The 24,193-nt window shown below is 68.0% G+C and carries 24 protein-coding genes; 13 read left to right on the top strand and 11 right to left on the bottom strand.

Going from position 1 to position 24,193, the window contains the following annotated elements; genetic code table 11:
• Window positions 1-41: 41 nt before the first annotated feature.
• The 4 genes from ACYVB7_RS15425 to ACYVB7_RS15410 are packed head-to-tail and all read left to right on the top strand — an operon-like array spanning window position 42 to window position 3,290.
• On the top strand, window positions 42-266 hold the full coding sequence (locus ACYVB7_RS15425) for a zinc-finger domain-containing protein (protein WP_460509291.1): 225 nt from the start codon (window positions 42-44) through the stop codon (window positions 264-266).
• Complete coding sequence (locus ACYVB7_RS15420) at window positions 263-1,174, top strand: glycosyltransferase family 2 protein (RefSeq protein ID WP_460509289.1); 912 nt, start codon at window positions 263-265, stop codon at window positions 1,172-1,174. Before ACYVB7_RS15425 ends, ACYVB7_RS15420 begins: the two co-directional genes overlap by 4 nt.
• An 11-nt stretch (window positions 1,175-1,185) precedes the next feature.
• The gene (locus ACYVB7_RS15415; RefSeq protein WP_460509288.1) at window positions 1,186-1,959 is read left to right on the top strand and encodes a glycosyltransferase family 2 protein; all 774 of its coding nucleotides are present in this window, start codon (window positions 1,186-1,188) and stop codon (window positions 1,957-1,959) included.
• Window positions 1,956-3,290: an O-antigen ligase family protein gene (locus ACYVB7_RS15410; protein WP_460509287.1), complete on the top strand. Its 1,335-nt coding sequence runs from the start codon at window positions 1,956-1,958 to the stop codon at window positions 3,288-3,290. Before ACYVB7_RS15415 ends, ACYVB7_RS15410 begins: the two co-directional genes overlap by 4 nt.
• Here ACYVB7_RS15410 and ACYVB7_RS15405 read toward each other — a convergent pair.
• The 4 genes from ACYVB7_RS15405 to ACYVB7_RS15390 form a co-directional block, all read right to left on the bottom strand.
• Window positions 3,238-3,696: a CopD family protein gene (locus tag ACYVB7_RS15405; RefSeq protein WP_460509286.1), complete on the bottom strand. Its 459-nt coding sequence runs from the start codon at window positions 3,694-3,696 to the stop codon at window positions 3,238-3,240. The two genes, ACYVB7_RS15410 and ACYVB7_RS15405, sit on opposite strands and share 53 nt — an antisense overlap.
• A gap of 413 nt (window positions 3,697-4,109) precedes the next feature.
• Complete coding sequence (locus tag ACYVB7_RS15400) at window positions 4,110-4,901, bottom strand: hypothetical protein (protein ID WP_460509285.1); 792 nt, start codon at window positions 4,899-4,901, stop codon at window positions 4,110-4,112.
• 208 nt (window positions 4,902-5,109) lie between these two features.
• Complete coding sequence (locus ACYVB7_RS15395; protein WP_460509284.1) at window positions 5,110-6,027, bottom strand: 4-hydroxybenzoate octaprenyltransferase; 918 nt, start codon at window positions 6,025-6,027, stop codon at window positions 5,110-5,112.
• A 7-nt stretch (window positions 6,028-6,034) separates the two neighbouring features.
• Window positions 6,035-7,012, bottom strand: a complete 978-nt coding sequence (locus tag ACYVB7_RS15390) for a hydrogen peroxide-inducible genes activator (protein WP_460509282.1) — start codon at window positions 7,010-7,012, stop codon at window positions 6,035-6,037.
• A 130-nt stretch (window positions 7,013-7,142) separates the two neighbouring features.
• On the opposite strand from ACYVB7_RS15390, the gene ACYVB7_RS15385 reads away from it, so the two are divergent.
• On the top strand, window positions 7,143-7,937 hold the full coding sequence (locus ACYVB7_RS15385) for a hypothetical protein (RefSeq protein WP_460509281.1): 795 nt from the start codon (window positions 7,143-7,145) through the stop codon (window positions 7,935-7,937).
• Between the two features lie 14 nt (window positions 7,938-7,951).
• On the opposite strand, the gene recG is transcribed toward ACYVB7_RS15385, so the two are convergent.
• Window positions 7,952-10,153, bottom strand: a complete 2,202-nt coding sequence (recG, locus tag ACYVB7_RS15380; protein ID WP_460509280.1) for an ATP-dependent DNA helicase RecG — start codon at window positions 10,151-10,153, stop codon at window positions 7,952-7,954.
• A gap of 82 nt (window positions 10,154-10,235) precedes the next feature.
• Here recG and ACYVB7_RS15375 point away from each other — a divergent pair, with 82 nt between their 5' ends.
• From ACYVB7_RS15375 to tgt, 5 genes are all read left to right on the top strand, one after another.
• Window positions 10,236-10,628 (top strand): XRE family transcriptional regulator, encoded by a 393-nt coding sequence (locus tag ACYVB7_RS15375; protein ID WP_460509279.1) that lies wholly within the window; start codon window positions 10,236-10,238, stop codon window positions 10,626-10,628.
• A gap of 1 nt (window position 10,629) precedes the next feature.
• Window positions 10,630-11,946, top strand: a complete 1,317-nt coding sequence (locus tag ACYVB7_RS15370) for a type II toxin-antitoxin system HipA family toxin (RefSeq protein WP_460509278.1) — start codon at window positions 10,630-10,632, stop codon at window positions 11,944-11,946.
• 109 nt (window positions 11,947-12,055) lie between these two features.
• Window positions 12,056-13,156 carry an S-adenosylmethionine:tRNA ribosyltransferase-isomerase gene (gene queA / locus ACYVB7_RS15365; protein WP_460509277.1) on the top strand — a complete coding sequence of 367 codons (1,101 nt, stop codon included), beginning with the start codon at window positions 12,056-12,058 and terminating at the stop codon, window positions 13,154-13,156.
• Between the two features lie 40 nt (window positions 13,157-13,196).
• Window positions 13,197-14,015, top strand: coding sequence for a hypothetical protein (locus tag ACYVB7_RS15360; RefSeq protein WP_460509275.1), 819 nt, complete (start codon window positions 13,197-13,199; stop codon window positions 14,013-14,015).
• A 20-nt stretch (window positions 14,016-14,035) separates the two neighbouring features.
• A complete protein-coding gene (gene tgt, locus ACYVB7_RS15355) occupies window positions 14,036-15,241 on the top strand; it encodes a tRNA guanosine(34) transglycosylase Tgt (protein WP_460509274.1) in 1,206 nt (401 codons plus the stop codon).
• A gap of 66 nt (window positions 15,242-15,307) precedes the next feature.
• Here tgt and ACYVB7_RS15350 read toward each other — a convergent pair whose 3' ends face one another.
• The 3 genes from ACYVB7_RS15350 to ACYVB7_RS15340 all read right to left on the bottom strand — a co-directional run bounded on the left by ACYVB7_RS15350 (window position 15,308) and on the right by ACYVB7_RS15340 (window position 19,061).
• Window positions 15,308-16,615 (bottom strand): hypothetical protein, encoded by a 1,308-nt coding sequence (locus tag ACYVB7_RS15350; RefSeq protein WP_460509273.1) that lies wholly within the window; start codon window positions 16,613-16,615, stop codon window positions 15,308-15,310.
• An 84-nt stretch (window positions 16,616-16,699) separates the two neighbouring features.
• The gene (locus ACYVB7_RS15345; RefSeq protein WP_460509271.1) at window positions 16,700-18,019 is read right to left on the bottom strand and encodes an FIST signal transduction protein; all 1,320 of its coding nucleotides are present in this window, start codon (window positions 18,017-18,019) and stop codon (window positions 16,700-16,702) included.
• A gap of 76 nt (window positions 18,020-18,095) precedes the next feature.
• Window positions 18,096-19,061 (bottom strand): PhaM family polyhydroxyalkanoate granule multifunctional regulatory protein, encoded by a 966-nt coding sequence (locus ACYVB7_RS15340; protein ID WP_460509270.1) that lies wholly within the window; start codon window positions 19,059-19,061, stop codon window positions 18,096-18,098.
• 144 nt (window positions 19,062-19,205) lie between these two features.
• On the opposite strand from ACYVB7_RS15340, the gene ACYVB7_RS15335 reads away from it, so the two are divergent.
• Window positions 19,206-19,601 (top strand): TraR/DksA family transcriptional regulator, encoded by a 396-nt coding sequence (locus ACYVB7_RS15335; RefSeq protein WP_460509269.1) that lies wholly within the window; start codon window positions 19,206-19,208, stop codon window positions 19,599-19,601.
• Between the two features lie 40 nt (window positions 19,602-19,641).
• Here ACYVB7_RS15335 and ACYVB7_RS15330 read toward each other — a convergent pair whose 3' ends face one another.
• Window positions 19,642-20,568, bottom strand: a complete 927-nt coding sequence (locus tag ACYVB7_RS15330) for a fumarylacetoacetate hydrolase family protein (RefSeq protein WP_460509268.1) — start codon at window positions 20,566-20,568, stop codon at window positions 19,642-19,644.
• Window positions 20,569-20,641: 73 nt separating this feature from the next.
• On the opposite strand from ACYVB7_RS15330, the gene ACYVB7_RS15325 reads away from it, so the two are divergent.
• Together ACYVB7_RS15325 and ACYVB7_RS15320 are read left to right on the top strand one after the other, a co-directional pair.
• A complete protein-coding gene (locus ACYVB7_RS15325) occupies window positions 20,642-21,856 on the top strand; it encodes a DUF3108 domain-containing protein (protein WP_460509266.1) in 1,215 nt (404 codons plus the stop codon).
• Between the two features lie 111 nt (window positions 21,857-21,967).
• Window positions 21,968-22,255 (top strand): DUF3567 domain-containing protein, encoded by a 288-nt coding sequence (locus tag ACYVB7_RS15320; RefSeq protein ID WP_460509265.1) that lies wholly within the window; start codon window positions 21,968-21,970, stop codon window positions 22,253-22,255.
• Window positions 22,256-22,315: 60 nt separating this feature from the next.
• Here the strand turns inward: ACYVB7_RS15320 and ACYVB7_RS15315 are convergent, their stop codons facing one another.
• Window positions 22,316-23,335, bottom strand: coding sequence for a cytochrome-c peroxidase (locus tag ACYVB7_RS15315; RefSeq protein WP_460509264.1), 1,020 nt, complete (start codon window positions 23,333-23,335; stop codon window positions 22,316-22,318).
• 242 nt (window positions 23,336-23,577) lie between these two features.
• Window positions 23,578-24,099, bottom strand: coding sequence for a Dps family protein (locus tag ACYVB7_RS15310; protein WP_460509263.1), 522 nt, complete (start codon window positions 24,097-24,099; stop codon window positions 23,578-23,580).
• Between the last annotated feature and the right edge of the window lie 94 nt (window positions 24,100-24,193).

Here is a 24,193-nt window from a genome sequence, read left to right as displayed (position 1 = left end):
GGCCCGAGCCCCTGTCCCCCTTTTTTCTCGAAAGCCCCCACATGACCCCCACCACGACCCGCGCCGCAGCCGTCGTTGAACTGGCCGCCGCCGACCTCAACGCCCAAGGCGGCGTGTTCTGCCCCAGCCCCAAGGCCGACATGAAGCTGTGGAACAGCCACCCCAAGGTCTACCTGGACGTGGCCCGCCATGGCGAAGCCAAGTGCCCCTATTGCGGCACGGTCTACAGGCTCAAGGCCGGTGAAGTGGTGGGGCACGCGCATTGACCCAGCCCGGCACCGAGGCCCCCCCCACCACCGACCCGCTGCAACGGCTGACGGTGGTGGTGGTCACCCACCACAGCGCCCATTGCGTGGACGACATGGCCCGCCACCTGGCGGGCTTTGCCCATGTGGTGGTGGTGGACAACGCCAGCGACGACGGCACGCCGGAGCGGGTGCGCCAGCGCATGCCCGCCGCCCGCCTGCTGGCCCTGCCTGCCAACCTGGGCTTTGGTGCCGCCAACAACCGCGGGCTGGAGGGGGTGACCACCCCCTACGCCCTGCTGCTCAACCCCGACTGCACGCTGTCGCCCGAATCGGCCGCCCAGTTGGTGCGCACCGCCGACGCCCACCCCACCGCGGCCATCGTGGCCCCGCAGCTGCAGGAGCACGGCCCGCAGCCCCAGCTCAACTACGGCTGGCCGCGCTGGACCTGGGCCGCCCGCGGCCCCGGGGCCACCGGCCCCGCCTGCGTGGGCTACGCCTGCGCCGCAGCCTGGCTGCTGCGCACCCAGGCCATCGCCCCCCAGGCGCCCTGGCGGTTTGACGAGGGGTTTTTCCTCTATTACGAAGACGAGGACCTGTGTGCCCGCGTCTTCAAGGCCCGCCAGCAGGTGCTGATCGAGCCCGCAGCCACCGCCCGCCACGCCAACCGGGGTTCGGTGCGGGGCCGCTCGGTGGTCTCGGCCTGGGCCTCGGAATGGCGACGGGGCTACCACCACAGCCGCTCCAAGGTGCGCTTCATGGCCCTGCACATCGACGGGCGCGAAGCCCGCCGCGTTCGCACCCTGGGGCTGTGGACCGGGGGCCTCGAACTCGCGCTGCGCCTGCTCACGCTGCAACCCCGCCTCATCGCCCGCAGCGCCGGGCGTTGGCTGGGCATGTGGCACGCCCGCGCCAGCCTCCTGACCTGATTCGCCCTGCCATGCCCACACTCACCATCGCCGTGATGACGCTCAACGAGGCCGCGCAGATCGAAGCCTGCCTGCGCAGCGCCCGTTTTGCCGACCAACTGCTGGTGCTGGACTCCGGCAGCACCGACCACACCGTGTCCCTGGCGCGCCAATGCGGGGCCGAAGTGCACACCAGCGCCGACTGGCAAGGCTTTGCCGAGCAGCGCAACCGCATGCTGGCCCTCAGCCGGGGCGACTGGGTGCTGTTCCTCGACGCCGACGAGGTCATTCCGCCGGAACTGGCCCACGACATCCAGGCCGCCGTGGCCCGGGACGACACCTGCGTGTACGCCCTGAAGTGGCTGCAGATCGCCTTTGGCCAGCCGCTCACCCACATGCGGGCCGGGCGCGGCCAGCCCCGGCTGTTTCCGCGCCGCGAACTCATCCGCTACGAAGGCGTGGTGCACGAAGGCCCGGTGCTGCACCACCCCGACACCCCACGCCACCTGCTGCCCCACCCGCTGGAGCACCACTCGCGCCGCACCGTGCACCAAAGCCTGGTGAAGCTGGCGCAATACGCCCAGCTGGGGGCGGTCAAACGCGCGGGCACCGACCGCAAAGGCGGCCTGCTGCGGGGCACGGCCAGCGGGCTGGCCAACTTCTTTCGCATGTACATCGTGCACGGCGGCATCCTGTGCGGACGCGCCGGGTTCCTGCACTGCCTGTTCGTGGCGCTGGAATCGTTCTTCCGCTACGTGGCGCTGGACGTGGACCGCGAACACCTGAATCAACCGGTGAGCCGATGAACACACGGCCCATGACCTCCACCGCCATCCCCGGCCCCACCGTCGCGGCCAGCCCCTGGCGTCAGCACGGGCTGACGCTGGCGGTGTTCGCCCTGCCCGCGCTGTCGCTCTCCGTGCCATCGGGCTACTCGTGGGCGGGCCTGCTGCTGTGCCTGTGGGGGCTGCTGCACTGGACACGCCTGCCCCCCGCCCCCAACCGCCGCGTGTGGTGGGTGTGGGGCGGCACCCTGGTGGCCATGGGCCTGATGTGGGCACTGGACGCGGTGTGGGCCGAACCCTTCCGCGTCAACATCCTGGACCGACCGGCCAAGTTCCTGCTGGTGCTCTTGGCCTTGCCCGTGGGCTGGTCGCTGGGTGCCCCTCAGGCGCAGGCCTTTCGCCACGGCACCGTGCTGGGCGCCTGCGCCGCCGCCGCCGTGGCGGCGTTTCAGCTCCACGTGCTGGGCATGGACCGCGCCTGGGGACACACCAACGCCATCCTGTTTGGCGACCTGGCGCTGCTGCTGGGTCTGTGGTGCTGGCTGTGGACCCGCCACGACACCGGCTGGCCCCACGTGCTGGGCTGGGTGGGGGCCCTGGCGGGGGGATATGCCTCCATCCTGTCTGAAGCCCGTGGTGGCTGGCTCATGGCCCCCGTGTTGTGGCTGATGGTGATGGTGCTGGACCACCCGCCGCGGGCGCACACCCTGCCGCGGCAGGCCGGGCGCATGCAACTGTCGCCCACCGTGGTGGCCTTGGGGGCGGCTCTGCTGCTGCTCACCCAGTGGGACGTGCTGTCCGTGCGCGCCCAACGCGCCTGGGACGAAACCGTGCAGCACCAGACCACCGGGGTCAGCAACACCTCGGTGGGCCAGCGCCTGGCCCACTGGAAGCTGGCCTGGCAACTGGGCAGCGAACGCCCCTGGACCGGCTGGACCGAAGACGGCTACCAGGTGGAAAAAGCCGCCCGCGTGGCGCGGGGCGAAGCCCCTGCCGTGCTCAACGAATTCAAACACGCCCACAACGAGTTGCTGGACATGTGGGCCAAACGGGGCCTGCCGGGCGTGCTGGCCCTGGTGGTGCTGATGTACGGCGTTCCCGCCACGCTGTACGCCCAGGCCTTGCGGCGCTGGCGTCAGACCGATCCGACACAACGCCCCCCGTGGGCCAACCGGGCCGCCCTCACCGGCCTCACGCTGGTGGTGGGCTACATGGGCTTCGGGCTGACCCAGGTCATGTTCGCCCACAACTCGGGCACCATGGTCTACCTGTTCATGAACCTGGTGTTGCTGGGGCTGGTCAACGCAGCACCAGCGTCACACCCACCACGGCCAGGCCCAGCACGAGGTTGACGCCCACCCACTGGCGGATGGCGTTCATGGCCAAACCGCCCGCGGGCCAGTCCGAAGCGGCCACCGCCCGGTCCAGCCGCTTGAACAAGGCAAAGCGGATGTGGCCAAAAATGGCCCACATCACCAGGCCCAGCGTGGCCATCACCGTCCACGACAGGGGCATGCGGAAACCCTCCGCCGCCCCGCGGGCCAGCGCAATCAGCACCAGGCCGGACACCACCGTCCAGCTGGACAGCACCAAGACCACCCGGAAGAACCGCGACAACACGCCGCGCATCAGGCGCAGGCGCTCGGGCGGCGGCAGCTCCGCCGCAGCGGGGCGCAGGAAGACATGGGCAAACACCATGCCGCCCACCCACACCAGGATGGACAGCACATGGCTCAGCTTGAGCAGGTTGTAGAGCATGGAAACGCTTTGGCAATGAACGTGCCGCGATGTTGCCAGCAATTGGATGACCTCAGGGGCAGCTGGCTGCGTGGCGCTGAAGGTGCTCGCGGCGTGGTGGGGCAAAGGGGCTGTGGGGTGGGGCCTCGCCGGTGGTCCGCTGGCGCGGACTGCGCTGCGGTGCTCGACCGTGGGGCGTCGTCGCGGAACTCGCTGCACGCCCTTGCGGGCGTTCCGCTCAAACAACCGCGACGAAGTCAGATGTGGAAGTGCGCTGTCGCGCACCCGCCCCACGGTCTGTGCGCCTCGCCACCGGCGAAGGCCCGCACCCCACAGCCCCGTCGCCCCACCACGCGGGGAGGGCTTGGCGAACGCACAATGGTTAGGGCATGGGAGTGCACGGAACGATGCAACCTCTCAACGGCCGTGGTGAATCAACCCTTGGTGGCCAGCTGCTGAGCCGCCTTCAACCGTCGCAATGGGGCGTCATTCAATTCCCGGTTCATCTTGCTCCATCGACTGGTGATCTGGTCGATCTGGGCCTGCAGCCTCGTCGCAAGAACAGCGTCTCCCATCGCAAGAGCCCATATGGCGTACTCCGCATGGGCTTCAAAAGTTCCGAAAACTTCAATCGTTCGCTCGAACTCTGCCTGCGCTTCAACACGCCGACCCAGGCCCGCATAGGCCCTGGCCAGCAGCAAAGCGACAGCATCCGTCCGATAGTTTGGGGCCACACGCATCAACTCTTCCAGATGAATGAGTGCCTCTGCAAAACGTTGGCACTCCACCAAAGACTTGGCTGCGCCAAATCGGATTTCAGGATCGGACGCAAACGGTCCTTTCAGCGCCGAAACATAGTGCTGTGCAGCGTCCTCTGCGGCCCCGGCATGCAGCAAAGCTGCCGCCAGCTTCATCTGGTTGTGAGCGGTCGGGGTGGCGTCGAAATCTGCCTGCGCAACCCGCACGTCCTTGCCTGGATCAAGAGCCTTTGCCGCTGCAGACACCGCCTGAATCGCCCCGCGCTCCAAACGGGAGTTTGGCAAATAGATGACAAAGAAGTAGACGAGGCTGCCCAGCAGGGGAAAAGAAAAAAGAATGACCAACCAATACAGTGGCTGCCCCGACCTGACGGCATGAACCGCACAAAAAAGTGCCAAAAGCACATGCAAACCGAGACCGAGAAATGGCATCTTTAAATACTCCCTGAGTTGAGAACCCTGCACCATCTGCGCGAGACAGTGGCATCGTCGAGTCCATGCTGTTGGTATGGGTAAATCATAAGGGCTCCCCCCCCGCCGCCCTTGCCCCCGCCATGGGCCGCACCACGTTCAAGCAGGCACCGAACACCAAATGGCGCCCAGCACAAAGCCAAAACCGCCGAAGCCCAAACAGGGCACTCAGCAGCGCGCAGGTGAGACGATCTACCAATGAGGCTCAGGCCAAGGCCAGCACCACCCCGGCAAACAGCGTGGCGCCCAGCCAGTGGTTGGCGCGGAAGGCGCGGAAGCAGCCGTCGCGCTCGCGGTGGCGGATCAGCCGAAAGTGCCAGACGGCCTGGGCCACGCCCAGGGCGGTTGCTATCCAATACAGAGCACCTTGCGCAATGCTTGAAAGCGCCAGAGCCCAAAAAAGCATGAAGAGTCCGTAAAACGCGCTGACCGCCGCCACGTCCCAGTGGCCCAGGGTGATGGCCGAGGTTTTCATGCCGATCTTCAGGTCGTCGTCGCGGTCCACCATGGCGTATTCGGTGTCGTAGGCCAGCACCCAGCACAGGTTGCCCAGCATCAGCACCCAGGCGTTCCAGGGGATGTGGGTCCAAGCGGCCAGGGCCTGCGCCCAGGTCCAGTCGCCGCCGCTCCACAGCTGCCCGGCGGGCCCGGCCTGCACCGCGGTGTAGGCCATGGGGATGCCGAAACTGAAGGCCACGCCCAGCACCGCCTGCGGCATGGCCACCCAGCGCTTGGCGTAGGGGTAGGCCAGCGTCACGCCCATGGCGGGCAGGGCCCACAGCACGGTGGCGGCGTTGGTGGTGAGGGCCAGGGCCAGGGCCACCAGCGCCAGCACGGCGCCCACGGTCAGCGCCTCCTTCACCGACACCGCGCCCGAGGTGACCGGGCGCTGGGCGGTGCGTTTGACGTGGCGGTCGAACTCGCGGTCGGCCACGTCGTTGATGCAGCACCCGGCGCTGCGCATCAGCACCGTGCCGGCCACGAACACGGCCAGCAAATGCCAGCCCGGCCAGCCCCCGGCGGCCACCCACAGCGCCACCAGGGTGGGCCACAAGAGCAGCAGCCAACCGGCGGGACGGTCCCAGCGGATGAGGTTGAGGTAGAGCTGAAAACGGGCGGTCATGGGCGGGTCAGGACAGGCGTTGCACGCCCGGCAGTTGGCAGGCGTAGATGGCGTTGCGCAAGGCGGCAATGGCTTCGTAGCGGGTGAAGCTGCGCCGCCAGGCCAGCACCACGCGGCGGGTGGGTGGCACGCCCGCAAAGGGCAGGTAGCGCACGTGGGTGAACTCCACCGTGTCGGGCAGGCGCTGCGGGGCGGCGGCATCGCCTTCGGGCCGCGCCAGCGCCGCGGTGGGCACGCTCAGGCGGGGCACCAGGGTCACGCCCATGCCCGCGGCCACCATGTGTTTGATGGTCTCCAGCGACGAGCCTTCGAAGCTGCGGCGGATGCCCTCGGCCTGGCTGGCGTAGCGGGCGAACTCGGGGCACACCTCCAGCACATGGTCGCGAAAGCAGTGGCCGTTGCCCAGCAGCAGCATGGTTTCCTGCTTGATCTCTTCGGCGGTGATGGCGTCGCGCTGGGCCAGCGGGTGGTTGGACGGCACGGCGGCCACAAAGGGCTCGTCGTACAGCGGGGCGATGGCCAGGTTGGTGTCGGGGAAGGGCTCGGCCAGGATGGCGCAGTCGATCTCGCCCAGCCGCAGCTGCTCCAGCAGCTTGACGGTGAAGTTCTCCTGCAGCATCAGCGGCATCTGCGGGGTGAGGGCAATGACTTGGCGCACCAGGTCGGGCAGCAGGTAGGGCCCGATGGTGTAGATCACCCCCAGCTTGAGCGGCCCGGCCAGCGGGTCCTTGCCGCGCTTGGCAATTTCCTTGATGGCGGCGGCCTGCTCCAGCACCATCTGCGCCTGGCGCACGATGTCGTCGCCCAGCGGGGTCACGGTCACCTCGTTGGCGTTGCGCTCGAAGATCTTGAGCTCCAGCTCCTCTTCCAGCTTCTTGATGGCCACCGACAGCGTGGGCTGCGACACATGGCAGGCCTCCGCCGCCTTGCCAAAGTGTTTTTCGCGGGCCACGGCCACGATGTATTTGAGTTCGGTCAGGGTCATCGCTCACCTCGAATGAGGGCGGATTGTGCACTCTGCAACAGACTGACACCATTTGCCCTGGCACCTTCCCACGCCCCCCACCGGACCCTGGCCTACACTGCCGCCATCGTTGTTGTTGAAGCTTGACACCATGAGATTCCTCCCCTCTTCCATTCCCGCTGTGTTGCGCCGTGCGGGCGGCGCGTTGATCGTGGCCAGCGGCCTGTTGGCCCCTTGGGCGGCCCACGCCAGCGGCTGGGTGTACTGCGCCATGGAAGGCCAGACCTGCAACGTCAACGGCCAGGCCACCGTGCGCTACGGCGCGGGCGAGGATTTCGAATACCGCAACGTGACCGGCCCCATCCCATGCAGCAACCATGTGTTTGGCGACCCGGCCCGCGGCGAAACCAAGCGCTGTGAATACCGCCTGGGCCACAGCGCCCAGGACCCCGACCGCCGCGGCGAAGGCTGGGACAACAACGGCGGCTGGGCCACCCGTCCCCGTGAAGACGCCGGTTGGCAAACCTGCGCCATGGAAGACGAACACTGCAACTTCCGCGGCACGCGCGAGGTGCGTTTTGGCAGTGGGGACCAGTACACGGTGCGCACCTTCCGCGGCGGGGTGGACTGCCATGTGCGCAACTTCGGCGACCCGGCCCCGGGGCAACGCAAGCTGTGCCAGGTCCGCGATGACAACGGTCGCCGGAACAACGGCGGCCACAACGGGGGCTACAACCGCCCCGCAGCCCCCATGGACAACGGCAACTGGCGCATGTGCGCCGACGAGGACCAGTACTGCCGCGCCCCCCGCGGTGCCACCGTCCGCTTCGGCTCGGACGGGCGCTACGTGTACATGAACCAGGTGCAGGGCGACGTGCACTGCCACATCGGCGTGTTTGGCGACCCCAACCCGGGCGAACGCAAGCGCTGCGAATACAGCCGCTGACCCCGCCCAGCCTCTCAGGCCTTGAGGAATTCGGCCCGCGCCCCCAGCCAGCGCTGCAGGTGGGCCTGGGCCGCTTCGGGGTAGCGGTCCAGCATCAGCGGCGCGGCGTGGCGGGCCTGCTCCAGCAGGTCTTCGTCGGTGGCCAGGTCGGCAAAACGCAGCATGGCCTCGCCCGACTGACGCGCCCCCAAAAACTCCCCCGGCCCGCGCAAGGCCAGGTCGATGCGGGCGATTTCGAACCCGTCGTGGGTCTGCGCCATGGCCTTGAGGCGCTCGCGCCCGGTGGGCGACAGCGGCGCGGTGTACAGCAGCACACAGGCCGACGCCGCAGCCCCCCGCCCCACCCGCCCGCGCAGCTGGTGCAGCTGGCTCAGGCCGAAGCGTTCGGCATGGTCAATGACCATCAGGCTGGCGTTGGGCACGTCCACCCCCACCTCGATCACCGTGGTGCTGACCAGCACCGACAGCTCGCCGCGGGCAAACGCGTCCATCACCGCCTGTTTCTCGGTCGGGGGCAGGCGGGAGTGCAACAGCCCCACGCCCACGCCGGGCAGGGCGTCGGACAACTCGGCATGGGTGTCGGTGACGTTGCGCAGGTCTTGCGCGGCCAGCTTGCGCCCGTCGTCTGACGCGGATGGCGATTGAGAGGCGTTCTGCGCGGCCTCCGATTCCTGAATCAGCGGGCACACCCAGTACACCTGCCGCCCCTGCGCCACCTGGGCGGCGATGCGTTGCACCACCTCCTCGCGCCGCTCGTCCGACACCACCCGGGTGACGATGGGCGTGCGCCCCGGCGGCAACTCGTCCAGCGTGGACACGTCCAGGTCGGCCAGGTGGCTCATGGCCAGGGTGCGGGGGATGGGGGTGGCGGTCATCATCAGCAGGTGGGGCTCCTGCGCACCGTCCGCTTGTGCAGCGCCGTCCAACTTGCTGCGCAAGGCCAGGCGCTGGGCCACGCCAAAGCGGTGCTGCTCGTCGATGACGGCCAGGCCCAGCCGGGCGAACTGCACGCTGTCCTGGATGAGGGCATGGGTGCCCACCACCAGCCCGGCCTGTCCGCTGGCCACTTGGGCGGCCATGGCCTCGCGGGCCTTCTTTTTCTGGCTGCCGGTCAGCCAGGCCACGGTCAGTCCGCGTTGGGCCAGCAGCGGGGCCAGCCAGCCCACCAGCTTGGCAAAGTGCTGCTGGGCCAGGATTTCGGCGGGGGCCATCAGGGCACACTGCCAGCCCGCGTCCATGCAACGGCAGGCGGCCAGCGCGGCCACCACGGTCTTGCCCGCGCCCACGTCGCCCTGCAGCAGCCGGTGCATGGGCACGGGGCGGGCCAGGTCGGCGGCAATTTCGGCGCTCACCCGGGTTTGGGCACCGGTCAGGCCAAAGGGCAGCGCGGCCAGCAAGGCGTCGGCAAGGGGGGCATCGTGCCCCTGAACCGCCACCCCGGCCAGCACCGGGGCGCGGCTGCGGGCGCGTTCGCGCCGGGCCACCTGTTGCGAGAGCTGCTGCGCCAGCAGCTCCTCCAGCTTCAGCCGTTGCCAGGCCGGGTGGTCGCGGTCGCCTTGCAGCACGGCGGCGCTGTCGGGCGACGGATGGTGCAAAAAAAGGAGCGCCTTGCGCAAGTCAAAAAAGCGCTGGAGGCCAATTTGGCTTGCAATTTCTGGCGTCAAGGTGTCCTGCCAACGCCGCTCGTCCAATGCCCGCTGCAGCGCACCCGCCACGGCCTTGCGCAAATAGGCCTGCGACAGCCCGGCCCCGCTGGGGTACACGGGCGTGAGGCCCTGAGGCAGCGGGGCGCTGGCGGGTTTGAAGGTGGGGTGCACCATTTCGCGGCCCCACAGACCCACGCGCAGCTCGCCGCGCACGCGCACCTGCTCGCCCACGGCCAGGGTTTTCTGGTGCTGGGGGTAGAAGTGCATGAAGCGCAGCACGCAGCTGCTGCGGCCATCGGCGGCGTCCAGCACCGTCACCCGCAACTGGCGGCGCGGGCGCAGGCTGACTTCGCTGTGCGTCACCGTGCCTTCGAACTGAAGCGTCTGGCCGTCGTGCGCGTGGGCCAGGCCTTCGATGCGGGTTTCGTCCTCGTGCCGCAGCGGCAGGTGCAGCACCAGGTCCCAGTCGGTGCGCAGGCCCAGGCGCTGCAGGGCCAGCTGCTGGGCGTTGGGTGCCCGGGGTTTGGCGGGCGCTTGGGCTGACGGTGAGGGGTCTTTCGGGGCGGCCATGCTGGTTGGCATTGTGCGGCCCCAAAAGGGGCGTCAGGTTTAAATATAGATGTTTACAAAGATTGCTCAATAACTAAAATCTATGCTTATGCCAAAAACGGCCAAAGCCCTCCTGCAGTTGCCCCCGTCCACCACCGCCGTCATCGAGAAACTGGGCGCTGACCTGGCCGTGGCCCGCTTGCGCCGCAAAGAGTCCCTCAAGACTTGGGCGCAGCGCATGGGCGTGTCGGTGCCCACCTTGCAACGGCTGGAAGCCGGTGACCCGGGGGTGGGCATCGGCATCGTGGCCACCGCGTTGTGGCTCATCCAGCGAGATGGCATGTTGGGCACCCTGGCCGCCCCGGAACATGACCAGGGGGCCATTGAAATGAACGTGCGTGAGGCCGTGGCATTGGGCCGGTCCCGCGCCCGGGCCTCGGCCCAGGCCAGGCTGAGCGCCCAAACCCCAACCCAAACCGACCCGAAGGTGGGCTGACATGCGCTTGGACGACCTGTACCTGTGGTACCTGGCCAATCCTCACACACCCCGGTATGTGGGCGCATTGAAGTTGGTGGCCGCGGGCAAGGGGGTGTCGCTGCGGTATGGGGCGGACTGGTTGGCATCGGGCTTTGCGCTGAGCGAAGACCTGCCGTTGACCGATGCCGAATTCCTGCCCCCCGGGCGACTGGCGGGCGACGGGCCACGCGCCGTGGGCGCCGTGAACGATGCCCGCCCCGACCGCTGGGGCGAAAAAGTCATCCGCTTCGTGGACAAGCCCCAACGGCTGTCGCTGATGGAGTACCTGTATTACGCCGGAGACGACCGCTTCGGAGCCCTGGGGGTTTCCACGTCACCCGACACCTACAGCCCACGCGCTGGGGGGCCGTTGCCTCGGCTGGAAGACGCCCAGCACCTGAGCGAGGTGGTGGGAAAGATCGAGGCCTCGGAACCGCTCACGGCCCTGGAGGCCCGCATCATCGCCGGGGGCGGCAGCCCGCTGGGCGGAGCCAAACCCAAGGCGCTCATCCAGATCAACGGTGAGCAGTGGGTCATCAAGTTTTTCAACAACGAACCCGTTGATTCCCCCCTGGTGGAGCACGCCACCCTGACCCTGGCGGAGAAAGCGGGCATCACGGTCGCCCAGACCCGGGTCATTCCTTTGGAGGGGTTCAACGCCGTGGCCATTCGGCGGTTCGATCGCGTCAACGGTCAGCGCATCCACTGCATGTCCGCGGGCACGGCCATCCGAGCCGCCACCACGGCGGGAGAGGAGCCCCAAATGGGCTACCCTGATTTGGCCCGCATCCTTCGCCGAATCGGCGTGGCGGACGACGGCGCGAACCTGCGTGACGCCCGCGAGCTGTTCCGGCGCATGGTGTTCAACATCCTGATGGACAACACCGACGACCACGAAAAAAACCACGCCCTGCTGGTGGTCCACCCGCACCGCAACGGTCGGTTGAAGCTGGCACCGGCCTATGACGTGCTGCCCACCAATTCCGGCCAGGGCTACCAGGAGTTCATTTGCGGCGAACAAGGCAGGGATTCCAGCTTGGACAACGCCATGTCCGCCTGCGAGGCTTTTGGCTTGCAGCCTGCAGAGGCCGCGCAAGAGGTCATGAGCGTCATCGCCGTGGTGGACACGTGGCAAAGCCATTTCGCGCAAGCGGGCGTGTCCCAGGGCGACATCGATCGACTGGCTGAATTCATCGATGGCGAGGCGCTGATGGCTCAGCGGCGGAACTTTGCCCCCCGGCCCGTGGAGAACGCCAAGCGCAAGCGCTTGGCGAAAAGCCCCTTCGGGGGGCGCTGAGCGGAACAGACGCAACCGCCCTCACGCATCCCCGACAATCACGCCCTTTCTCCAACCCTTTCCCAACCCCTTTCCCCCTTGGCACGGGCCCGTCCGGCCCTCAAGCCCCATGACCGCTGCATTGCCCCCCACGACCCTTCACCCCGATGGCCGCCCCTTCACCCTGGCGGATTTCGACTTCCACCTGCCGCCTGAGCTGATTGCCCAGCACCCCGCGCCCGAGCGCAGCGCCTCGCGCCTGCTGGACGGCAGCGGCCCCACGCCGGTGGACCGCATCTTCCGCGAGTTGCCCACGCTGCTGCGGCCCACCGACCTGCTGGTGTTCAACGACACCCAGGTCATCAAGGCCCGGCTGTTTGGCGAAAAGGCCACGGGCGGCAAACTGGAGCTGCTGGTGGAGCGGGTGCTGCCCAACCACGAGGTGGTGGCCCACATGAAGGTCAGCAAGAAGCCCCTGGTGGGCGGGGTGATGCACATGTGCGGTGGCCCGCGCAACGGGGGGTTCACGGCCACCCTGCTGGGCCGCTGGCCCGACGAGCAGGGTGCGCTGTTCCGCCTGAAGTTCTCGGACGAGCCGCACGCGCTGATGCAGCGCCACGGCCATGTGCCGCTGCCGCCCTACATCACCCACACCGACACGGCGGAAGACGAGCAGCGTTACCAGACGGTGTTTGCCCGCCATCCCGGCGCGGTGGCCGCACCCACGGCCGCCCTGCACTTCGACCAGGCCCTGCTGGGCCAGCTGGACGCCCTGGGTGTGGAGCGTGCCAGCGTCACGCTGCATGTGGGCGCGGGCACCTTCCAGCCGGTGAAGACCGAAAACCTGGCCGAACACACCATGCACCGCGAGTGGTACGACGTGCCCGCCGCCACGCAAGAGGCCATCGCCCGCTGTCGCGCCCGCGGCGGGCGGGTGGTGGCCGTGGGCACCACCACCGTGCGCACGCTGGAGAGCTGGGCGCACAGCGGGCAGGCCCAGGGGGACACGCAGATCTTCATCACCCCGGGCTTCGGGTTCCAGGTGGTGGATGCACTCATCACCAACTTCCACCTGCCCAAGAGCACGCTGATGATGCTGGTCAGCGCCCTGGCGGGGTATGGGCACATCCAGTCGCTCTATCGCCACGCCATTGCGCAGGGTTACCGCTTTTTCAGCTACGGCGACGCCATGTGGCTCACGCGCGGCACCCCTTGCGCCGATGGGCGGTGATAGAGTGCCAGCGTCGCTTCCCCGCAGGAGCCTGCCCCCCATGAACCGTCGTCTTTTCAACCACCTGGTCTTCATCGGATCGACCGTGGCCGCCCTGGGTGTGGCCTGGGCCGCCCGCAAACCCCTGCTGGGGGCCGAGCCCTTTGTGCCCCCTCCGGTCCAGGCCCCCGAGCTGGTGGGCCTGCGGGCGGTGCTGGAAACCTCGGTGCGCGACGCCTTTGCCGCCCACCCCGACGGTTGGCTACCCACCCTGCCCGACCACCTGCACGAAAGCTGGGCCCACTGGCTGCGTTTTGGCCCGCCCAAACTCAGTGCGGGCAGCCCCTGGGACAAGTACGAGGCCTTTGAATCGCTCACCCGGTTTGCCGCCGCCCGCATCTGGGACCTGGCCCGCAACAGCCTGATGGTGGGGGTGCACCTGTTCAACGAGGCCGACGCCGACAAGCTCAAGAACAACGCCCGCAGCAAACTGGCCGATGGCGGTTGGCTGACCGCCATCTTCGAGGCCAACTACGTGGACCACCTGCACCACCGCATCCTGGGGCTGGTGGTGGAACAACACCTGGCCTGGCTGCTGGTGCACCGCGACCGCTACCCCCACAACCCCGCCGCGCGCCATGCCCAGGTGGAGGCCGAGGACTGGGCCATCTGCTCCCGCGTGGCCCGGTCCCTGACCCACGCCATCTTCGACGCCATGGCCGCCCAGGAACGCCGCCTGCGCGCCGACCCGGCCCTGGCCGGCTCCCACGAGCCCATGAAGGCCGTGCTGACGGCCCTGGGCCCTGCCCCCGCTGGCGGCCTGCCCCGGCGCAAGCTGGCCGGCCCTGAACGCGACCCCTTGCAACCCCGGGCGTCCTGAACGCTCCTTCTGGTTTCCGCATGCTTCAATTCCGCATCCTCGCCCAAGACACCGCCCGCGAGGGCTACACGGGCAGCCACGCGCGCCGTGGCGAACTCACGCTCAACCACGGCGTGGTGCAAACCCCCATCTTCATGCCCGTGGGCACCTACGGCACCGTCAAGGGCGTGATGCCGCTCAGCCTGCACGAGATGGACGCCCAAATCATCCTGGGCAACACCTTCCACCTGTGGATGCGCCCGGGGCTGGACGTGGTCAAGCAGTTCGGCGGCCTGCACGCCTTCGAAAAATGGGACAAGCCCATCCTGACCGACTCGGGCGGTTTCCAGGTGTGGAGTCTGGGCGAAATGCGCAAGATCACCGAAGAAGGCGTGCGTTTTGCCAGCCCGGTCAACGGCGACAAGCTCTTCCTCACTCCTGAGGTGAGCATGCAAATCCAGACGGTGCTCAACAGCGACATCGTCATGCAGTTCGACGAGTGCACGCCCTATTTGTCGGTGGACAAGAAGACCAAGGGCCAGATCACCACCGAGGCCGAAGCCCGCGCCTCCATGGAACTGAGCCTGCGCTGGGCCCAGCGTTGCCAGACCGAGTTCGCCCGGCTGGAAAACCCCAACGCGCTGTTCGGCATCGTGCAGGGTGGCATGTTCGAGCACCTGCGAGACGAATCCCTGGCCGGGCTGGAGGCGCTGGACTTCCCCGGCATTGCCGTGGGCGGCCTGAGTGTGGGCGAGCCCAAGGAAGACATGATGCGGGTGCTCCAGCACATTGGCCCCCGCCTGCCCGCCCACAAGCCGCACTACCTGATGGGCGTGGGCACACCGGAAGACCTGATCGCCGGGGTGCAGAACGGCATCGACATGTTCGACTGCGTCATGCCCACCCGCAACGCACGCAACGGCCACACCTTCACCCGCTACGGTGACCTGAAGATCCGCAACGCCCGCCACAAGACCGACGAGCGCCCGCTGGACGAAACCTGCACCTGCTACGCCTGTGCGGGCAGCTCGGGCGTGCCGTGGAGCGAGGGCGGCCGCGACGGTTTCAGCCGCGCCTACCTGCACCACCTGGACCGCTGCGGCGAAATGCTGGGCCCCATGCTGACCAGCATCCACAACCTGCACTACTACCTCAACCTGATGAGCGAGGTGCGTGCCGCGCTGGACGTGGGCCGCTTTGGGGCCTTTGTGGCCCGCTTCCACGCCGACCGGGCGCGTGGGGTGTAACACTCAAATTTCATAGCAAAAAGCCCTCTCACAGAAAGCGTGAGAGGGCTTTTTTTATTCACAACCTCACAGGTGCCGTGCGGCAAAAGTGCCGGTGAGCTGGCTGCCGCTGGTGGTCATGGCGCCCAGCCATGTGCCTTCGGACGTCACCGGGGAGAGCATCTCGCCGGTCATGCTGAGGTCGTTGGGGTTGGAGTCGGCCACGATGTTGATGGCGTCGATCTGGCGGGTGAACGCCGCCTGCCCCGGGTTTTGCGTGGTGATGGTGCGGCGGTCCACAAAGCCGCTGACCGTGAAGGCCGCCCGGTTCTCCACCGGCACGGTGATGGTGCCGCCCGTGTTGTTGGGGTCGGGGCGGGTGACGTTGGTGACGGTGACACGCTCGCAATTGCCGGTGACATTGCCCGTGAGGCTGATGACCATGTTGGTGCAGGTGACCGAGCCGCCCGAGCCCACCAGCTTGAAGCTCCAGCGCCCGGCAAACTGGGCCACGGTGAACGGCCCGTCGGTGGCCAGAACCGGGCTGGGGGTGCGCACTTCACGCACCCACGCCAGGGTTTGGGACTGTTCGTAGGTCTGGGTGGCCGTGCTGCTGCCCGCGGGCACGTAGCTGGCCACGGTGTCGCACTGCACGGTGCGGTCTTGCGCCATGTCGTGCCAGCAGGTGTCGGCAAAGGTCCAGGTGCCGGCGGTGTTGGTTTCGGTGCGGGTGGCGCTGTACTTGGCGGTCTGGAAGGTCTTTTGCGTGGTGCCGCCCAGGGCCGTGCCACCGGCCCCCATCAGGCCCAGGGTTTTGGTTTCCAGCGCCAGCACCGTGCCGGTGATGGATTTGCTGGTGGTGGTGGCCACGGTGCCGTTCAGGCAGGTTTCACTCCACACATAGGTCCAGGTGTTGCCCGCGGCGTAGGGGCGGCGCGGGAACATGGAACGGGTCTGGGTGTTGTCCTGGCAACGGGTGTTGTCATAGGAGGTGGACAGCGTCTGGTTCCTGGCCCCGAAATCGCGCACCTGCAGGGGCTGGGCGTCGGAGAACGTGACGGTGTGGCTGTAAAGCTGGGTGGTCTTGTCCAGTGCCGACAGGAAGTGGGTGCTGTAGTACCCCGTGCCCGCGGTCTTGTTGATCCACTGGTACATCCAGGTGTCGCCGTACTCGGGTCCGGTGAGGGAGCCGGTGGTCTTGTCCACCTGGCGGCCACGGCGCATGAGTGCGCCGCTTTCGGTGTTGACCACGGTGGGGAAGTAATCGGTGGTGGTGGTGATCGGGGTGGTGGGGGTGTAGGAATCGCCACCGCCGCAACCGGCCAGCACGGCACCCAACCCCAGCAGCCCGGCAACGGCCCACAGGGAACGGGAAGAAATCGAGGGGAAGACCATGGGCTTGCTCCGTGAAACAGCCGCCATGGTAGCAACTGGTCGCCACGGGGAACGCCACGCCCCGCGGCCATCCGGTCATGTGCCTCACCCGGGTGGACGGGACGCAACAGCTTGTGTGAACACCACCAGCACGCCGCTGTAGCCCATGAGCTGCTGGCCCGCCAGTTCGCCCGCGGCAAAAAAACCGGTCAGCGGCACATCCCCCAGGGCCCGGCGCACGGCCTGCATTTCGGCATGCGGATGGCCAAAGTGCGACCCACCCCGCCCCACACAACTGGCGTACAAGGCCCCCACGATGCGCTGGGGAACGGTTTCGCCCGCCCCGTTGTCCGCGTCGGGCGACTCCAGCCCCTCGCGCAGGGACGCGCACAGGGCCATCAGGTCGGCCTTGGCCACATCGGCATGGCGGCGGCAAAAGGTCAGGCGCTCGCCCGGCTGCACCGGGTCGGTGCTGACCAGGGCGCGGCGGGCGGGGTCCAGGCCCATCAGGTGGCGCACCCGGGCCTGCACCGACAAAGCCCCGTGGCGCCGATGCCCCGCGCTGTCGGCCACGGTCCCGGGCTCCACCGCGGTGAGTGTTTCGCGCAGCAGGCGCAAGGGCAGGCCGGTTTCGGCGGCCACCCCCAGGTCGGCCAGCAAGGCGTCCAGGGCCGGTTGGTCATCGAGCGTGAGGATGACGCCGCCCGCCGCCGACGTGACCCGCCGCGACGGCCCCACCGGCTGGCACCCTTGGGTGACCCCGGCCTGCCAAGCGACACCTGCGCCCCAGGCCACACCGCAGAGCCCCCCGCGCATGACGCCCGAACTGGCCCTCTGCCCCGGCGGCACCCCTTGGCTGCCGTGGGCGATCTGCACCGCACCAGTCCGCCCGGACGACAAGCCGCCCCACACCGTGCCCGTGCGGGTGCGGGAGGCCAGCTCGCCCACCAGCTCGGCCAAGTCGGGCGTGGCGGGATCGGCATGCACCCAGGCGGTTTGCGGCACCACGGGCTGGCCGTCTCCGCCCGGCCAGGACCGCGGCAGCGGCTGAACGCCGCTGAACACGCGGTACTGGTCGGAAGGCAGGTCCAGCAGCATCACCGACACAGCGGGCTCATCCCAGTATTCCACCCCACTGGCCACCACGCCCACGGCCACCGTGCCCACCCAGTCCGACACCTCGGGCAGGGCGGCCATGAGCTGGTCCAGCATGTCCTGCACATGCCCAGCCAACGCGTCGGTCACGTACATCAGGCCCAGGCTGGGCAGGCTGCGCCCTGGCGGAACGGACGCCTCCCCGTGCGCGGGTTCCGGGGCTTGCGCGGCAGCCAGGCGGGCGTCCAGCTGCGCCCGCAGCGGTGCCGACACCAAAGTGACCGCCATGTCCCAGCGCGGATGGGTGGCGTGGGCGCTGAGGAAGTCCATGGCCATGGCTGCGCGAGGGCGGGCGGGCGATCAGCGCGAGGGCGGGCGGGCGATCAGCGCGAGGGCGGGCGGGCGATCAGCGCGATCGGGGGCGGGTGGTGCCCGCGGCCTTCTTGGCCGCAGGTTTGGCCGAGGGTTTGGCGCTGGGCTTCGCGGCGGATTTGGCGGCGGTCTTGGTCCCTGCACGGCCTGCAGCCGGGGCTTTGGCGGCCGCCTTGGGGGCCGCGGCTGAAGCAGCGGTGGTTGCCGGGGTGGCGGCTTTGCGGGCCACCTTGGCCCCGGTGCTGGCCGCCCGCACCCCGGCCCCCACCAGGCCGCTGCCCGCCTGCACGGCGGTCTGGGCCACGGCGGTGGCCGCCTGGGTGGCGGTCTTGACCGCTTCTCGGGTGAGCGACGCCGCCACGTTGCGGCTGGTGTCCAGCGCAGCCTGGGTGGCCACGTCCTTCATGGCCTGGGTAGCGATGTTCTGGAACTGCTGGGACAGCGAGCCCCACCACAGCATGGGGTCGACCACCGCAGACGCTGGCGTGGCCGCGGCCTGGGCGGTGGTGGACTTCTTGGCGGCGGGTGCCGGTGCCGGGGTTGGGGCCGGTTCCGGCGCCCCGGTGCGCGGCGGCACCTCCAGCCCCTTGAAACGGGTGGGCTCCTTGGGGGCGTCAGCGCTCAGGCCAGCCATGCCCGCCATCGTGGCCATGGTGTCGGTGGCTCGCACCTTGAGGGCGTTGGCCACATCGCCCAGGTTGACGTTCATGCCCTGGAGGGTGGCCAAGGTCATTTTCTGCACCTCCAAGGCCTGCACGGTGGCCGACAGGGCGCGGGCGTTCTGGTCCAGCCAGAACTGGACGGCCTTGAGCTCGGTGATGCGCTTTTCCAACTCTTCGACACTGAACGTGGGGGCCACCCAGCTGTTGAGGCTGGGCAGCTGTGGCACCGACTGCTGCACCCCCTGGGCAATGCCCCCCGCGGCCTGACGCGCCAGGTTCTGCATGAACTCGAAACCCGGCACAAACTTGCCAAAACCGCTGCCATCCGTGTCTGCCATGGGGTGTCTCCTGTCGTTGGGGATGTGGCCCAGCATGCCACATCTGTGCCCAAAACGGGAAGGCGAGCATCCCCCAGGCTGTCTGACCTGGGTCAACGTCGGGGCCTTGCAATCGCCGCATCATGGTTCTGAAAGGACACCGACATGAACACCCCCGCCCCCCACTCCACCCTCACCCCTGCCCAACGCCTGGGGGTCCTTCGCACCAGCTTGCTGAACCAGTTGCGCCAGCAGCGCGGCGGCGACCTCAGCCGGGTTGACGCCGCCGCCTCGGCCCTGGACCTGACGCAGGGCGACTGGGCCCAGGCCGACGCCGAACGCGACCTGACCGTGGCACTGCAAGAGCGCGAGTTGCAAGAACTCAATGAGATTGACGCGGCGCTGGCCCGGCTGGCCGACGGCAGCTATGGCTCGTGCACCGATTGCGGGGCCGACATCCCCGAAGCCCGCCTGCAGGCCAACCCGCTGGCCTTGCGGTGCGTGGCCTGTCAGACCCGGGCCGAGAACGCCCACGGGCATGTGCCCACACCGTCCCTGTGAGCGGTGGCTCCATTTCGACCTGCACGCCCTCAGCAGGCCGTCAACCCAGGTCGTCGGCCACGCGCTGGTCGTCGGCTTCGTGGAGGGCGCGCACCTCGGTGTCCACGGCCCCCAAGGGCTGGCTGCCATCCGCCGCCGTCAGGGTCACGCGCAAGCAGTCTCCCGGTTGCAAGCCCCCCGCAGGCAAGCCCGCTGGGGCCACCAGCGGACCGCTGCACACCACCGCCCCGGCCCGCACCGGGCGCTTGGCGGCCAGGGCGGCCAGCCATTGCCCGGCATGCTGCGCCTGGGCCTGATCGGCCTGCCCCTGAGCCACCCGCCGTCCGTTGAGCAGCACCTCCAGCGTCAGCGACACACGCCCCGAAGCCCATGCGCCCCCCAACTCGTCGGGCGTGACCACCACCGGCCCCAGCGTCACTGCCGGGCGGCTTTGCACCTCGCCCACCTGGGCCGCCCGCTCGCGGGCCTGCACCTCGCGCAGCACCCAGGTGTTGGCCAGGGTGAGCAGGCGCACCCCCTCCAGGGCCCGCGCCGGGGCACAGCCTTGGGGCAAGTCACTGCACAACACCGCCCACCCGGCCTCGAAGTCCAAGCCATCGGCCACGTCGGCCAGCGGCAGGTCGGCGCGGGCGCCCAACAAGGCATCGCCAGACAGGGTGAGCAGGTCGGCCACACCGCCCCGGGTCCGGGTGGCCGCAGGGGCCACGGCATGCGCCCGCACGCATTGGCTGGTGCGCGGCAACGGGGCCAGGCACTGCGCCGGATCGAAGGGGAACACATGCCGCGCCTTGCCGTGGTTGAGTTCGCGGGACAGGTCTTCCAGCTGGGGGCTGACAAAGTTCCAGTCGTCCAGCACCTGTTGCAGGGTGTGGGCCACATGGGTGGCGTAGTGGGCCTGGGTCAGGTCGCGGGAGACGACCACCAGTTGCCCGTCGCGCGAGCCGTCGCGGTAAGTGGCCAGTTTCATGGGTGCCAAAGGTTGGATGCAGGCCGGGCCCTCGGCCCGGAACAAGGGCGGATTTTAGGAATCAGAATGCGCCATGCCCCGCAATGCATCCCCCCATCCACCGCCCACCCCTGCCCCGCCGCGCGCCGGTCTGAAGCGACGCTGGTTGCTGGGCTTGGCGCTGGCCGTGGGAACCGCGCACCTGGCCCTGGTGTACCTGGCCCAACCCGCCGACCGTGCGGCCCAGCCATCGGTCCCAGCCCCCCCCGGGCTGACCCAGCCCTCACGCCCCGAGGGCAACCCCGAGCCCGCCGCCATCCAGACCGCGCCGGTGCACGCCACCGCCCCCATGGCCGCCACCCCGCAGCCCCCCGCGGCGGAAGAACAGGCCCCACCCCGCACACCCGCCAAAACCGCGCCGCCCCAACGGGCCACCACCACCTCAACGCTGTCAGCAGCCCCTGCCGCCCCTCTGCCCCAAAGACCCAAGCCAAATCATCCCTTAGCGCTTTCAGAAAAAGCGCAAGCAGCTACACAAACAATAGCACCACCCTCCACGCCAGCACCCACCGCGCTCACGCCCTCCGAGCCCGCCCCAGCCGCACAGGCCCGCCCGGGAGAGGACGTCGATGCGACCGGGGCCACCGTGCCCCGGCACGTGGTGCTGCCGGGCAACGTGGCGCTGCGTTATGCGGTCAGCGCCACCCGCAAGGGCATGACCCTGTCGGCCGACAGCACGCTGCGCCTGACCGTCTCCGACCAACGCTACGAGGCTCAGCTGACGCTGCAAGCCTGGCTGGCTGGTGCACGGGTGCAGACCAGCCGGGGCGAGCTGGACGCCCACTGGGGGCTGGTGCCGCAACGGTTTGGCGACAAGAACCGATCCAAGGCCGAGCAGGCCGCCCACTTCGACCGCAGCCGCCAACCGGCCACCGTGCGCTTCAGCGCCAACACGCCCGATGCGCCCTTGCCCCAAGGGGCCCAAGACCGGTTGAGCGTGTTGCTGCAACTGGCCGCCATGCTGGAGGGTGAACCCCAGCGCTACACCGCCGGACAGCACATCCGCATTTACACCGTCGGCCCCCGCGACGCGGAATGGTGGGACTTTGAGGTCAAAGGCCCCGAGGCCCTGGACCTGCCCGCGGGCCCCATGACGGCCCTGCACCTGCTGCGCACCCCCACCCAGCCCTATGACAACCGGGTGGAGCTGTGGATGGCCCCGGCGCTGGGCCACCTGCCCGTGCGCGTGTTGTGGACCCAGGCCAACGGTGACGTGGTGGACCAGCGGCTGTCCAGCCACAGCCCTTGAAAATCGGTTCAGAAACCCCAGTTGTGTGTCGATGTATCGGTCATCAGGCCATGGCCCGCGGCGGTCCGCCGAAATGACGCACAATGGACTGACTTTGACAGGACGCACACCATGAACATGCTTTACGACTCTGACTCGTTCGCCGTGGTCCACATCCATGCCAACGCCCCCATGGCCGGTGAACCCAGCGGTGACGACGCCGCCTTGCTGATGCCTCGCCACGGTTTTGAAATCGTGGACAAACGCTCGGGCAAAGAGGTCTACCTCGACGGTTCCTGGGCCGAGATGTTCCAGATGCAGATCAACGCCTGGCAACGCGACACCCCCTCACAAGAAGAGGTGGAGGACACGCTGGAAGGTTATGCCACCCTGGCGCAAATGCCGGTGGTGGTGCACTGACCCCCTCCGCCCTCCGGCCCCATGAAAAAACCGCTCCGAGGAGCGGTTTTTTTTGCACGTTCACTTGAACGGCGTGGGCCGTGGGGTGGCGTCTGACGACGGCGGCAGCACCGGCAGCTGGAACGTGGGTTGGTCCCCGGTCAGCGTCTTGAGGAAAGCCACGATCTTGTCGTTCTCGTCCTTGGTGAACTTCTTGCCCAACTGCAGGCGGCCCATCACGTCCACCGCTTCGGGCAGGGTGTTGGTGGCCCCGTCGTGGAAGTAGGGGTAGGTCATTTCCACGTTGCGCAGGGTGGGCACCTTGAAGCTGAAGCGGTCAATTTCCTTGCCCGACACCGCGGAGCGCCCCTCCACACCTTGCTTGTTGCCCTTGTAGGGCTCCACCACCCCCATCTTCTGGAACGAGTTGCCACCCACGGCCACGCCGTTGTGACAGGACACACAACCGCTTTCGTTGAACAGCTTGTAGCCCGCCAGCTCCTGGCCGTTGAGCGCGTCTTTCTTGCCCAGCAGGAATTGGTCGAATTTGGCGTTGGGCGTGACCAGGGTCTTTTCGAACTCGGCGATGGCCTCGGTCACCTGATCGATGTTGATCCTGTCCTTGCCAAACACCATCTTGAATTCGCGCACATAGGCAGGAATCGACTCCAGCACCCCGATGGCCAGGGTGTGGCTGAACGCCATTTCGCCCGGGTTGGCAATGGGGCCTCCGGCCTGGGCCTTGAGGTCTGCGGCACGGCCATCCCAGAACTGGGCCAGGTTCATGCTGGAGTTGAGCACCGTGGGCGCATTGATGGGGCCTTGTTGCCACTTGTCACCAATGGAGGTGGGCAGGTTGTCCGTGCCCCCCATGCTCAGGTTGTGGCAGGAATTGCACGAAATGAACCCGGACTTGGACAGCCGCGGGTCAAAGTAGAGCTTCTTGCCCAGTTCCACCTTGCCCAGGTCCACCGCCTTGGGCGGCGCGACCGGGGCATACAACTTGTCCCACTCTTGGGCCTGTGCCGCCGCGGCAGCCCCCAACAACAAACCGGCCATGCCCATGGCCTTTGCGCAGGTCAAAACACCTTTGGTCAACATGATTCAGCGTCCTCTTGTCGGATGGAAAGCGTCCTCCGAAGCGGCATCTGAACAAGGCTCCCTGAAAGAGCCGGGAAACAAGCCCCGGACGACAACCTCATTCTGTCTAGGGGTTATCCCTTGTTTTTGACCTGCATCAAAGGCCCTCCCCCCTCCCGGAAAAGCCACAGGGGGCCTGGACTTGATGAAAGTCAAGGACACCCCCCTCCGATCACAGGCAGGCGACGGCCCCGGGGGCGTTTTCACTCTTCCAGCAACGCTCGCAGCATCCAGGCGGTCTGCTCGTGCACCGTCAGGCGCTGCACCAGCACATCGGCGGTGGGTTCATCGCTGGCCTTGTCCACCAGCGGAAACAGGCTGCGGGCTGTTCGGGCCACGGCCTCGTGCCCTTGGGCCAGGATGCGCACCATCTCCAAGGCCTTGGGAGGGGTGGAAGGTGCATCGGCCAACGAACTGAGCTGGCCAAACTCGGCATACGACCCGGGGGCCACATGGCCCAGTGCCCGAATGCGCTCGGCGATGGGGTCCACCGCATTCCACAGCTCGGTGTACTGGGTCATGAACATGGTGTGCAGGGTGTTGAACATGGGCCCCGTCACGTTCCAGTGGAAGTTGTGCGTGGTCAGGTACAGCGTGTAGGTGTCGGCCAAGAGGCGCGACAGCCCTTGGGCGATGGCCGCTCGGTCGTTGGCGCTGATGCCGATGTCCATGGCCACCCCGACGGGGGCCTTGGACGCGTTTTTGCGGCTGGATTTGCTGGACATGGTTTTCTCCTGGACGTTGAACTGAAAACACCTGATTCAGGCGGGGCACGCCCGACCGAACACCGTAAACCGGTTCTGGCCCCTGTTCTGTGCG

Source organism: Hydrogenophaga soli (genome assembly GCF_054777695.1).
This window is presented reverse-complemented; position numbering and strand designations above follow the sequence as displayed.